Source organism: Rubinisphaera italica (assembly GCF_007859715.1).
Classification (GTDB): domain Bacteria; phylum Planctomycetota; class Planctomycetia; order Planctomycetales; family Planctomycetaceae; genus Rubinisphaera; species Rubinisphaera italica.
This window is the reverse complement of record NZ_SJPG01000001.1, coordinates 2875745-2888891: the sequence shown is the minus strand read 5'-3', so window position 1 is coordinate 2888891 and position 13147 is coordinate 2875745. Positions and strand designations below refer to the sequence as shown.

7 protein-coding genes are annotated in these 13147 nt (G+C 51.1%); 6 read left to right on the top strand and 1 reads right to left on the bottom strand.

Annotation, left to right across the window (positions count from 1 at the left end):
* The first annotated feature begins 691 nt into the window (after positions 1-691).
* The 5 genes from Pan54_RS10820 to Pan54_RS10800 all read left to right on the top strand — a co-directional run bounded on the left by Pan54_RS10820 (position 692) and on the right by Pan54_RS10800 (position 8262).
* Positions 692-3574 (top strand): PSD1 and planctomycete cytochrome C domain-containing protein, encoded by a 2883-nt coding sequence (locus tag Pan54_RS10820; protein ID WP_146503498.1) that lies wholly within the window; start codon positions 692-694, stop codon positions 3572-3574.
* Positions 3575-3583: 9 nt separating this feature from the next.
* Positions 3584-5041, top strand: a complete 1458-nt coding sequence (locus Pan54_RS10815) for a DUF1501 domain-containing protein (RefSeq protein ID WP_146503497.1) — start codon at positions 3584-3586, stop codon at positions 5039-5041.
* Complete coding sequence (locus Pan54_RS10810) at positions 5038-5946, top strand: amidohydrolase family protein (RefSeq protein WP_146503496.1); 909 nt, start codon at positions 5038-5040, stop codon at positions 5944-5946. The genes Pan54_RS10815 and Pan54_RS10810 overlap by 4 nt, the downstream gene beginning before the upstream one ends.
* Positions 5943-6827: an amidohydrolase family protein gene (locus tag Pan54_RS10805; protein ID WP_146503495.1), complete on the top strand. Its 885-nt coding sequence runs from the start codon at positions 5943-5945 to the stop codon at positions 6825-6827. Before Pan54_RS10810 ends, Pan54_RS10805 begins: the two co-directional genes overlap by 4 nt.
* Before the next feature lie 445 nt (positions 6828-7272).
* Positions 7273-8262 carry a DUF1559 domain-containing protein gene (locus Pan54_RS10800; RefSeq protein ID WP_146503494.1) on the top strand — a complete coding sequence of 330 codons (990 nt, stop codon included), beginning with the start codon at positions 7273-7275 and terminating at the stop codon, positions 8260-8262.
* A gap of 169 nt (positions 8263-8431) precedes the next feature.
* On the opposite strand, the gene Pan54_RS10795 is transcribed toward Pan54_RS10800, so the two are convergent.
* The gene (locus tag Pan54_RS10795; RefSeq protein WP_165441716.1) at positions 8432-10357 is read right to left on the bottom strand and encodes a glycosyltransferase family 39 protein; all 1926 of its coding nucleotides are present in this window, start codon (positions 10355-10357) and stop codon (positions 8432-8434) included.
* A gap of 406 nt (positions 10358-10763) precedes the next feature.
* Between Pan54_RS10795 and Pan54_RS10790 the strand changes: the two genes are divergently transcribed.
* A complete protein-coding gene (locus tag Pan54_RS10790) occupies positions 10764-13121 on the top strand; it encodes a peroxiredoxin family protein (RefSeq protein ID WP_146503492.1) in 2358 nt (785 codons plus the stop codon).
* Positions 13122-13147 lie beyond the last annotated feature (26 nt).

The following is a 13147-nucleotide window of genomic DNA, read 5'->3' as shown; positions in this document are numbered from 1 at the left end:
TGTACAGTAACGGTTGAATTCCAGTACCGTCTGGTAAGATATTGGGGGGCATTGATTTTGAAAGCTTCGCTGAGCAACTCGGGCTGCTTCAGCTCATTGTTTTCGTCAAAAGAATACAGTGTGCGATCTGGAGGGCCACTCGTCGAAAAGCGGCTTTGGAGAATTGTTCAAATGCCATAGACAAATCATCGTTAGACGGCATCTCCGATTGATCATCGTGGGAAAGATGACGGATTGCTGCCATAGCTGCCGACATCTGTTCGTCCTGGTCATCGTTCATGGGATTTCGACGATCTGAAGGGCTTCGAATGTGCCTGTGATTTCATGAACACTCAACGCCCGTAAAAACCTCGGAGCGATTCCAAATTCGATTAACTGTTGGTCGGGGGTGGCGCGCTATGCCTCAGCGGAAGTCCCCGGAAGTTCTTCGATTCGTATGGACTCTGTTTAAGTGTCAACCTTTTCTATCGATCAGAATGAGGACAGAAAAATACGTTGGGCATAATACAAGTGGTTTGAAAGGAAGTCTGCTTGATCTGAAAAGGGCAGGGGATCAACATCTGCCATTACACAAAAGGACAATTCTCCTTGTCTCAGAATGCATCTCGATGTAGTCTAAGTGAATAGAAGAAATTGATTAGTGACCGCAGCCTGCTCAGCGCGCTATTCCCACCCTCTTCGAAATTGCCCCATGAGCCTACCCATCATTAATCGAATACTTTCCGCGTGGTTCTGTTGTTGCCTGTTTCTGATGAGCAGCTTGCACACGCTCTCCGCAGAGGAATCCCCAGTACAGTCTGCATCTCTGCTGTTTGAAACGGATATCCGTCCGCTCTTTGAACGCAAATGCGCTAACTGCCATAGTGAAACCGTACGGAAGGGCGACTTGGATGTTTCCTCAATGACCGGCCTGCACAAGGGAGGCGAATCGGGTGAGTCTGCATTGGCTGAAAGTTGGGACGAAGGGATGCTGTGGATGATGCTCGACTCCGAGAGCATGCCCCCTGAAGGCGAAGAAGCGTTGACCGCAGAGGAATTGACAAAAATCCAAAACTGGTTGAAAGCCGGCGCCCCCGCGAAGGAACAGGTGCAGTTGACGGAAGCCATCACTCAGCATGATGTACTGCCCATTCTGTTGCTCCGTTGCACCGCCTGTCACGGAGCTCAACTCCAGGAAGCGAAACTCGATTTGCGATCCATCGACCGCCTTAAAGCCGGAAGCAAGAATGGTCCAGTAATTGTGCGGGGGGATCCGGAAGCGAGCCTGATGATTCAACGGATCGAATCGGAAGCCTGTCCGCCTCAGGAAAAGCTGTTGAAATTCTTCGTCCGCCGTATGCCGGAATCGGAACTCGATATATTGAAAACCTGGCTAGCCGAAGGGGCACAGGAATATCCGATAGAGCCCGACATCGCTACAAAACAGCCGGACCCGCTGGTCACCGAAGATGACCGCAAGCACTGGGCCTATCAGTCACCGCAACGACCGACTGTGGGCAATTCCGTCGATGATTTCATTCTGGCGAAGTTGCAGGAACGCGGCTTAAACTTCTCGCCGGAAGCGGAGCGGGATACGCTGGTTCGTCGGGCATATTTGGATTTGATCGGCATGCCACCTCAGTATAAAGATTGGCAACACTGGCGAATGACGACCAACCCAAACTGGTACGCCGAGATGATCGATGAACTCCTTGCCTCTCCCCATTACGGCGAGCGCTGGGGCCGATACTGGCTCGATCTGTCGGGCTATGCCGACTCGGAAGGAGGCGTCAGTTCCGACCCGCTGCGCGAAGTCGCCTGGAAATACCGTGATTATGTCATCGAGTCATTCAATGAAGATAAACCTTACGATCAATTTCTAACCGAGCAACTGGCGGGCGATGAACTGGTCGATTATAAACATGCCGAGACGATCACCCAGGAGATGGTCGACAATCTGGTCGCAACCGGCTTTCTGCGAATGGGAATCGATCAGACCGGTTCTCGGACGATGAATTTTGTGCCGGAACGATTGGGAGTTATCAACGATGCCATCACGATTGTCGGCTCCGGTCTGATGGGCATGACCGTCGAATGTGCTCGCTGTCATTCTCACAAGTACGATCCTATTCCTCAACGGGATTATTATCGTCTGAAAGCGGTCTTCCAAGGGGCTCTCGACGAATATGACTGGCTCAGCTTCAAAACCCGCAAGGTCAATCTGGGCACGCCCGAACAACGCGAACTAGTGAATGAGGTTAACCCGCCAATTCTCAAAGAAGTTCGGTCGCTGGAACAGCAACTTCGAACTGCTCAAAGGGATGTCATTCTCACCACGCTGAGGGAATATTATCCCGAACAATCCGAAGACGATCGCCAGGCAACTTTGTCCGCCTTGAAAGTGGCGGATAACAATCGCACTCTGAAACAGAGACAACTGGTCGAACTATTCCTGATCGCCGAGATCAAACCTTATGACCTGCAGCCACAATCAGTGATCTCCGCACGGGAGCATGTCGAATCTCTCGAACTGCAGATCCTTGGCGTCAAAGAGAAATTGGCGGCCCCTCTGACGGTTCGAGCCTTATGGGATCGCGGGGAACCCTCTCCGACATATTTACTCAGACGTGGGGAATACAACAAACCAGGTCCGCTGGTCGGACCGGGGGTTCCTGCAGTCTTGACGGATGGACGCACTCCGTTTGCATACGATTCACCTTTCGATGATACCACGAAACAAACTGGCCGCCGCCTGGCCTTCGCCCGCTGGTTGACAAGTCCCGAACATCCCCTCACTGGCCGCGTGATGGTGAATCGAATCTGGTATCATCATTTCGGGACTGGCCTCGTCAATACACTGGAAAATTTCGGCCTGCAGGGAGAACGCCCCTCCCATCCGGAATTGCTCGACTGGCTGGCGGTGGAATTCATCGACCGCGACTGGAGCATCAAAGAGTTGCATCGGCTCATCATGAATTCGCAAACCTATCGTCAAAGCAGCCTCGTTTCACAAGAACGGTATGAGGCCGATCCTACGAATCGCCTGCTCTCGCGGATGCCGCTACGTCGGATGAATGCCGAAGCTTTGCGGGATTCACTGCTTCAGGTTTCTGAAAAACTGGACACAACATCGGGAGGACCACCAGATCCAATCTCTGTCGATCGGGACGGGTTGGTCAGCATCATTCCCGAAGAAAATGGCAAGTATCGCCGCAGTGTTTACCTGCAGTATCGACGGACTCAGATTCCTTCGCTGATGGAGACATTCGATTATCCCATCATGGGGCCGAACTGCACCACGCGTACTGTCTCGACCGTTGCACCCCAATCGCTGATGCTGATGAACAACGCCCATGTTCGTGAACTGGCGGCATCGCTGGCAAAGCGTGTCTCGAATGAAACCTTAGTCCCTAATGAGCAAATTGCCTTAATTTATAAATTGGCCCTATCTCGTGAACCGACCGACCAGGAAGAAAAGTTGGGACTGGTTGCCCTGAAAACATTAAATGAACAATGGCCAGAACGGCCGGAAGCAGCGCTCGAAAGTTACTCTCACATCCTGCTGAATTCCGCAGCATTCATTTATATCGATTAGAGCTCTTTCATGACTGTTGAGAACTCCACCTTCCACACTCGCCGTGATTTCTTTGCCCGTACTAGTGATGGTTTACTGGGAGCTGCGTTGACTTATCTGCTCAGCCACGATTACTTCGGCGGCACCAGTGCCATGGCCAGCACTCCCGAAGACGGGCGGTACACCCTCAAACCGAAGCAGACCCATCACCCCGCCAAGGCGACTTCGGTCATCCAACTGTTTATGAATGGCGGGCCGAGCCAGATGGATCTATTCGATCCGAAGCCAGTGTTAAACAAGATGGACGGGAAGCCCTATCCCGGCAATGTCGAAGATCTCGGCAACCAGAGCACCGCTAACATTGGCGTGATGATGGGCGGTCAGTACGGAATCCGGCAACATGGTGAATGCGGCATGTGGATGGCCGACGTCTTGCCGGAAACTTCAAAGTTGGTGGACGACATCTGTCTGATCAACTCCATGTGGACCGATCATCCGAATCACGATAATGCCCTCTACAAAATTCATAGCGGGCGCCTGTTTATGGGATATCCGACACTCGGTGCGTGGTCGGTTTATGGCCTCGGCAGCGAGAATCAGAATCTGCCCGCTTATGTTGTGCTGAATGATCCCCTCGGCCCGCCTAAAAACGGTTCACGCAATTGGACAAACGGATTCTTGCCCCCCTTATATCAGGGAACCCCGTTCCGCCCGACCGGCGCTCCCATTCTCAATCTGAAGCGTCAGTATGAACAGCCTTCCCCAGTCACCGAAACAACTCAGCAACTGCTCTCTCAACTCGATACGATTCATCTCAATCAACGGCCTTACAACCCGCAGTTGGATGCCCGCATGGAATCGTATCAGCTCGCCGCGAGAATGCAGTTGACCGCTCATGAAGCTCTCGACCTGTCGAAAGAATCCCGACATACACAGCAGAGGTACGGTCTCGAAAATCAACAAACAGAGTCGTACGGCAAACGCTGCCTGCTCGCCCGACGACTCGTTGAACGGGGAGTTCGCTTCGTTCAACTGTTCCTTGAGGAACAACCCTGGGACAGCCATGTCGATTTACAAGACAATCATCGCGCGGTTTGTGGAAGGACCGACCAACCGGTCGCGGCATTGCTGCAAGATCTCAAAGAGCGAGGTCTGCTCGATACGACGCTGGTGATCTGGGGCGGTGAATTCGGAAGGACACCAACTTCGCAAAAATCGGGGAACATCTACACCGGACGCGATCACAACATGCAGGCTTTTTCCTCGTGGATGGCAGGTGGCGGAGTCCGCGGCGGTACAACGTTCGGACAGACCGACGACTTCGGTCACGCGGTGGTGGACAACCCGGTCAGTGTTCACGATTTCCACGCCACAATCCTGCATTTGCTCGGTTTACATCACGAGCACCTTTTCTTCGAACGCAGCGGTTTGAAAGAACGTCTCACCGGTTTCGAACCTCCTCAGGTCATCGAGGGGATTCTGGCATGATTCGACTCGGATCAAAATTTGAATCGATACTGAATCGCCGGCAGGCCTTGGAACTTGCGGGAGCAGTCTCGCTTGGTCTCACTTCCGTCAGCCTGGCTGAAGGGAACTCGCCAGCGACCACTGAGAAGCCGCTTGATATTATCGACACGAATGTCCATCTTTTCCGTTGGCCGTTTCGTCGTCTGCCGCTGGATGAGACGGTTCGACTGGTTAAAAAACTTCGTCAGTACAACATCACACAAGCCTGGGCTGGAAGTTATGAGGGGCTACTGCACCGGGATATTTCCAGCGTCAATCGACGGCTTTACCAACAGTGTGCGGAATTTTCGGAGTTGATACCGATCGGCACGATCAATCCGACTCTCCCCGGCTGGCAGCGCGATCTTGAAGACTGCAAAACAAAACTAGCCATGTCGGGCATTCGCCTCTATCCGAACTACCATCATTACACCCTAAACGATTCGTTCGTCTCCGAGTTGCTACAGCGAGCCGAGTCTCACGGATTATTCGTGCAGATCGCCATCAGCCTGGAAGATGGACGCACTCAACACCGCTCCCTTCAGGTTCAAGATGTGAACGTCTCCCCGTTGCCCGAATTGCTGAGGCAATTTCCCAATCTCCCCGTGCAACTTTTGAATGCAAAACTCCCCGCAGCGCTCACTGCTCAACTATCAAAGTTGCCTAACCTCTTTCTCGATATCAGCCGCGTTGACGGCTCGACGGGCATCCCCCAACTGGCGGAGGTGTTTCCCTTGAACCGAATTCTGTTTGGCAGTCATGCTCCATTTCTAATTCCCGAGGCTGCTCTGATTCGGGTCCATGAATCGGGACAGTTCGACAAGGCTGAGCTACAGGCGATCTACGCCGCAAACGCAGTCGCTTTGCTGAAAGCGAGTCGATCATGACCACTGAGTCTACTCGCCTGGGACTACCTTCAGTTGAGATCTTGGAGTCCTATCACATCTGGGATTCCTACTTCACTCCGGCTCACAGTTATCCAGGACGCGATGGAACCCAGCGTTTGTATGCCGATATCAAAACAGCGTTACCCGCCATCCGCAAGGGACGATTCGAGAAGCTCTGTTACTTTGCTCATGTCGGACTCGGCACCACGACCGATCAGGAATTGGAAGCATTACTGAAAAAACAGCCGGAAGTCATCACTCAACCGCTCCGTCGCTGGCCAGACATGTTGTTCGGGATGATTCAATTGAATCCGCACGATGTGCCCGCCTCAATGGATGCGTTGAATCGCTGGGTCGGCGAGGGACCAATGCTTGGTGTCTACTTCTCCGGCGGCGGACCAGCGGCGCTTACCTGTACGCATCCGAATTTCGAGCCTCTGCTGGAACGCATCGGTGAATTAAACGCCGTCGTCATGCAACATACCTGGTTCAAAACTGGTGGAAAACAGGGCAGGGGGGAATCGACTCCATCGGAACTGGCCCAGGTCGCGGCTCGTTTTCCTCAGCAGAAATTTATTTGCGCTCATGCTGGCGGAGAGTGGGAAAAAAGCATTCGGGCTGTCCGCGATCAGCCGAACATTCTCGTGGAAACCTCCGGCTTCGATGCCACGGCTGGCTTCATCGAAATGGCAGTCCGGGAACTCGGAGCCGAGCGAATCGTCTTCGGGAGTCATTTACCCTCTCGTTCTCTGGGAACCGAGTTGAGCAAAGTAATCGCCTGCGAAATCACCGAAGCTGAAAAACGTTTGATCCTGGGAGAAAACTATCGCCTGTTATTGCAATCGATTCTGCAGAGCAAAGTCGAGAAGTCGCAAAGGTAAAACTGCTGGCTCGTCCTGAAGAGAAAAATATGGATATCATTTCTTAGGGGCCGTAGACGGGATTCAGATTTTTGCGAATACAGCGAGGAGCCTGAAGAAGTGTCATAACGATACATGCTCTCATCGACTGAGAGGACTGCTACCAACGGCAGGGAACGCCCAACTCGCAGTTGCCACATTATCCCGAGATCCACTGCCTGCGGTTGGCTAAAGTCTTCCAATAAGCAGGTTGTGTGACTGCATATTCACACTTCGGATGTGACTGAACTTCAGCGAGTAGTCGTACCGCTATATCCCTCTGTGTAGATGACGTTTTGGGTACTTATATGTTAATTCTTTATTGACATCCAGCTGTTGTCTTAATTATAAAAGTTCATTAATTATTAATTTAACCATGCCGATATTGAATATCTTATGTTTTCTTTAAGGGGGGAGTCTCAGCAAAATGAGAAAGTTCATTCACTCACATCAAGGATTTACACTGATTGAGCTATTGGTTGTAATTGCAATCATCGCGATACTGGTAGCTTTGTTGCTCCCAGCTGTGCAGCAGGCACGGGAAGCGGCACGTCGTTCCAGTTGCAAAAACAATCTGAAGCAGATTGGACTGGCGATGCACAATTATCATGACACCCACCGAGTTTTCCCTCCGGGACTCGTAATGGTCGATTGTCGCCCTGGTGTCAATGAAGGCAATCATCGCCATACAGGTCGTCATCCCTCATGGGGTTTTTATCTGCTTCCGTTTCTTGAAGAAGCGGCGATTTATGACATCCAGGACTTTCGCATGTCCGGCAGTTGTCCCAGCGGCGGGGCTCCGGGTGGCCTGGGTATTCTGGACGCTCCCAGCAATGCGAATGCAACTAACAATACTCTGGACTCGTTCTCCTGTCCCAGCGACACAAAACCCTCTCGTGGAAAAGGGGGGTTCGGGACGAGCAGCTATGCTGCCAATCGGGGAAACACAAATCGTGGTGGTCAAACCACCGGCCTGCAAATGGATGAAACCACCGGGATGTTCTGGGTCAATTCTAATACCAGAATGAGGGACATTACTGATGGTACCTCAAGTACAATTATGGTGGGAGAAGTCAGCTGGAAACAGTATTACAACTGGACCAACGCCAACAATTCCAATCTCGCACAGGGAGCGCTGTGGCCCGGAGTTCCCACTATGAAATTTGATCCTCTGGCCTTGAGGGATGTCAACGCACCTCGCCCGATTAATCTCTCGCGTCCTTATACAGGAGCAGGCACCGGTCCTAGTAATGACAACGACGGATTCGGAAGTTTTCATCAAGGAGGAGCTCAATTCGTATTTGCAGATGGCTCCGTTCACTTCCTGAGCGAAAATATCAACTCTCAGGCCTCCCCTTTGGGAACTTATCAAAAACTGGGAATCAAGAATGACGGCTTAGTTGTTGGTGAGTTTTAAAGCATTTTGCCACTGCATATCCGCGTATGGATGAGAATGGTCATAATATTTATGACAGAAAATACACGTTGATGTGATCTGACATTCTCTCAGTGGATGTCAACTGTCATCAGAATTCGAAAGAGATCGACTGGCAACAGTCGTTCTCTTTTTTATTGATCTGACCGTATCAATCGTCTTCTTGCAACGCCCATTGAATCATCCTGATCCCCTGAAGACAGGTGATGTTCTTGGCCTCAACGTCCAGCCCGGAACGATAGGCGTCTTTTGCTCTTAGCAAATAATTTTGTCTTTGCTGCAAGGTGAGATTTCCCTGAAGCGCCTGATGAAAATATGCACTTCCCAGATTTGCCCAGACATCAGCATTTGCGGAATCGATTTTTGCACACTGCTGAAAAGTGGAGACCGCTTTGCCAAACTGTCCCCGCTTTGCCTGCAACACGCCCAGATAGAACCAGCACTGAGAGTGAGACGCATTCTGTTCCAGTCCATGACGAAACCACTTTTCTGCACGAAATGGTTGTAGTGCATTCATCCAGGCAATGCCCAGCTCATATGCGGAGTCTGCATTGATTTTCTGGGATGATCTCTGTTCTGTCAGTTCTCCAGCCTCTCTGTAATAAGATTCCCGATCCTGTAATCTTTTGAGAAAGTTCTCCTCCATGACTGCAAATTCCAACTGCTGATAATCGGGAGGTGGCATCCAGGTCCACAACGAGATGACAAATGCCGCCACGAGCATCATTAATCGTGCGGGAAAAGAGGCTACAATTCTGGGGCCTTTTTCTGATCCTCGAAGAATCCAGACAATTGCTATTGCGGCAAACAGACACAGGAATGGTGTCATTCCCAACCGAAAGCGAGAGAAGTTATAGGTGAGTAAAATCGTCAACACATGGACGAGGAGAAACCCTGCCACGATCAGGAACCGACGATCGTTTCCTATTCCCAGAAACAGACCAATGACCGCCAACCCTATGAGCCAACTCCAAGTGGGCAAGTATTGGAGTAGCGGATGGATTTGCTTCGCCACGGCATAAAAATCGCTATCGGGAATCTCGTAATCATTGAGCAGAATGACCGATTTTCGGATCAATAACTGCAGGGACCGCGGAAGGTTCGTGACCATATCCTGAATAGCTGTACGGCTCCAAAAGGAAGATGACTCGGCATAACTGACAGGCTTCCCCAATCTTCGCGAAGCTTCGAGCCGAAAATCTTCATGCTCCAGAAATGGATCTGGCCGGACAAAGGAAGGATTTTGATAGTATCCCGTTGCTTCCGGCCCCCAGCCCATGAACAGGACTTCTCCACCACCAGAAGTGATCCACACCAGTTGTCTCCCAACGATCGTATTGTGCAATGTCGCTGGCAAGGTAACGCACAAACAGGTTACCAGAGCAATACTCATTAACCCTGCTCGTTGGAAACGTGAGAGGGGCTTCATTCCCAACCAGATCGTCAGTGCAACAGGAACCAGCATCAGAAGATGATTTTCTCGCACCAGGCAGAGCAATCCTGTCAATCCTCCTGCCAGTGAGCAATAGAAGACCCGCTCCCAATTCCCATAACGGGAAGAGTTGTTATTCGTCTCGTCCAGTACTTTGAGCATCAGGAGACAGACGCAAGCCGTGAGCCAGGGAGATAACCAGGACTTCATGACCAGCCCCTCAAAATAAAGAAGCGGGCCGTAAGTGACTGCCAGTAAACCCGCTAAAACTGCGGCTTGTTCATTCCAGAGGCGACGTCCGATCCAGAAGATTACGCACCCCAAATGAATTCCTGCAAGCATCTGTAGGCTTACAATCATTGCGTCAGAATCGCCAACTGCATAATACAGGCCCCCCAGCCAGTAGGCATAAAGCGGTCCCTGTTCAAACAAATGGCCCTGTGAAAGTTGTTCCTGTGCAATTGACAACCCCCAGACTTTATAAAATGCATGATCCGCATGATAGTATTCCCAAAGCGGAGTTCTTGTCAGCATGGACAGATAGCACACACGGACAATCAATCCGGCAAGAATCACGATCCATTCCGTACGCCATCGGAATAGCCTGCGAATTCGGGGATAGAATGAGAGTTTAGATTGCGACATCAGTAAAACCATTTGCAGGACAAAGCGCTTCGATCTCGCATTTACGATTCATCCCCTGAGATGTAAGACAGGCGGACAAGAATTCCCTCAGTTTCCATACTGTAATTATTTAACGAAGAAAAGTCAGCATTGCCGGAAAGTAATGACTCAATTGCACCAATGATTGTCGAACTCTCTGATCGAAGAAGTGCATCGTCAGGCCAATCCCGCAGCGTTTGATATGGAAATATCCGGTTGGAATTGTTGAGAACGCGTTAGCCCAGACGCCTGGCTGGATAGCCGGGCAGTTGAACGGTTGGGTTTATTCAGATAGCATGAGAAATCTACCTATTGGCTCACGTCTCTAAATTCCTGTTGCCTCACTTCGGAGTACGTGCGAGCCGATTCTCACCGATGGGAACCACCTATGTTGTCCAATGCGATACGCTTTCTCCGATCCCTCGTATGTTTGCTCGCTTTCGGTATTTTCGTTTCGAATCTCGCCGGCGAGGAAACGACCGCAGCGAAATCAAGCCAGACGGAACTTCAGGAGGGACAATCCGATGAGGTCGACAAGATCTTGGAGGGGCATTCTTTTCATGGCGACGTGTTTAACGAGGGGCCTCGTCAGCAGGCCTATCTCATGGGAGGAACCGGTCGTGTCCGCTTCCCAGTTAGCACAGAAAATCCTGTGGTTCAAAGTTTCTTCGACCAGGGGCTTGGCCAGTTGTTCGGGTTCTGGTATTTCGAAGCGGAACGATCTTTCCGACATGCTGCATCACTCGATCCGGATTGCGCGATGACGTACTGGGGGGCGGCGATGGCGAATCGAAAAAACGCCGAGCGTGCGAAAGGGTTCATGGAAGAGGCGATTAAGCGAAAGGGCAAAGCCAATGAACGCGAAATTATGTACATCAACGCGTTGGATGCCTACGTCAAAGCGGACAGCAAAGAGAAAGAAAAAAGAAACGATGCCTTCACGAAGGCACTTGAGGATATTCTACTGAAGCATCCCGAGGATTTGGAGGCAAAGGCCTTGCTGGCTTTGCATTTGTGGGAGTCAAAATCTTCGAGTACGAGTTATCTGGCAGCAGAGGCTCTGCTACAGGAAATTTTCGAAGTCGAGCCGATGCATTCCGCTCATCACTTTCGAATTCACCTGTGGGACAAGCGACATCCTGAGAGGGCTTTGAGTTCAGCGGCACTGTGTGGACAGACATCGCCCAGCATCGCTCACATGTGGCACATGCCAGGCCACATCTACTCCAAACTGCATCGATACGAAGATGCGGTCTGGCAACAGGAAGCTTCGGCGCGAGTCGATCATGCTCACATGATGCGCGATCGAGTGATGCCGGATGAGATTCACAATTTCGCTCACAACAACGAGTGGCTCATCCGCAATCTGATTCATATTGGACGCGTTCACGATGCCATCGATCTGGCCAGGAATATGATCGAGCTACCTCGTCATCCTCGGTATAACACACTTGCCAAAAAAGGCAGCACAAATTTCGGACGGCAGAGGCTCTTTCAAGTCCTGCGTACCTACGAGTTGTGGGATGACATGATTACTCTGGCAAACTCTACCTACCTTGAGCCGACCGATAAAGAGGACGAACAGATCAAGCGATTAAGGTATCTGGGGCTGGCGTACTTTCAGACTGGTGACATACAGAATGGTCAGGCTCAGATTGCGGAATTAGATCGCCGGAAGCAGGCGCTGGTATCTCAAGTAACGACTGAAGCAGAAAAGCAAACAGTCCAAACTGAAGCTGCAGACGAAGATAAGGCAAAGACTCAAGAAGCGGATCAGGACAAAGCCGAGAAATTGGCTGTCAAAGCTCAAGACGAAATCAAGGCGAAGATTAAAAAACTGGACGCGACAATCAAAGTTCTCAAAGGGCATGAAGCCGTCGGCAACGGCGACTATCGGTCTGGATATGAACTCCTGAAGGGTGCTGATGATGTTGATGCTGTGTATCTGGCGAAAGTTCAATGGCTGGCTGGCGATCAGGAAGATGCACTCAAGGCAATGCGTAAAAATATAAGTTCCCACAAAAACGAAGTGTATCCGCTGGCCATCCTTGTTGAGACCTTATGGCTATCCAACAGGAAGAAGGATTCTCGAACAGCGTTCGAAGAACTTCGAAAACTCTCACCCCAGATCGATCTGGATGTTCCCGTCTTCGCGCGTCTGGGACCAATCGCCACGGAATTCGGCTACGACAGCGATTGGCGTGTGAAGTCGCTACCTGCAGGCGATGTAGGGGAACGGCCGGATCTCAACTCTCTCGGACCATTCCGCTGGCGTCCCTCCGCTGCTCCCAGTTGGGTGCTGTCGGACTCAGAGAGAAACCCACGCTCGTCTGCCGAGTTTTCAGGGCAGCCGCACATCGTGATCTTCTATCTGGGGTTTGGTTGCCTGCATTGTGCCGAACAATTGCAGGCCTTCGCACCGAAAGTCAAAGAGTTCGAAGACGCAGGACTTTCGATGATCGCCATCAGCACTGATAGCCATCCCAAGCTCAAGCAATCGATCGACAATTACAACGAAGAGCAACTCCCGATTCCGCTCGTTTCAGATGAATCACTCAATGTGTTCAAGGCGTTTCGTGTCTATGACGATTTCGAGAATCAGCCGCTCCACGGGACGTTTCTCATTGATGGCAACGGCATGGTTCGTTGGCAGGACATCGGCTACGAACCGTTCATGGATACCACGTTCCTGTTGAATGAAGCAAACAGACTGTTCTCGCAGGAAGATGTTGCAGACGAGAGCTGAATGACTATCGTTTTGGCTGGAGTCAT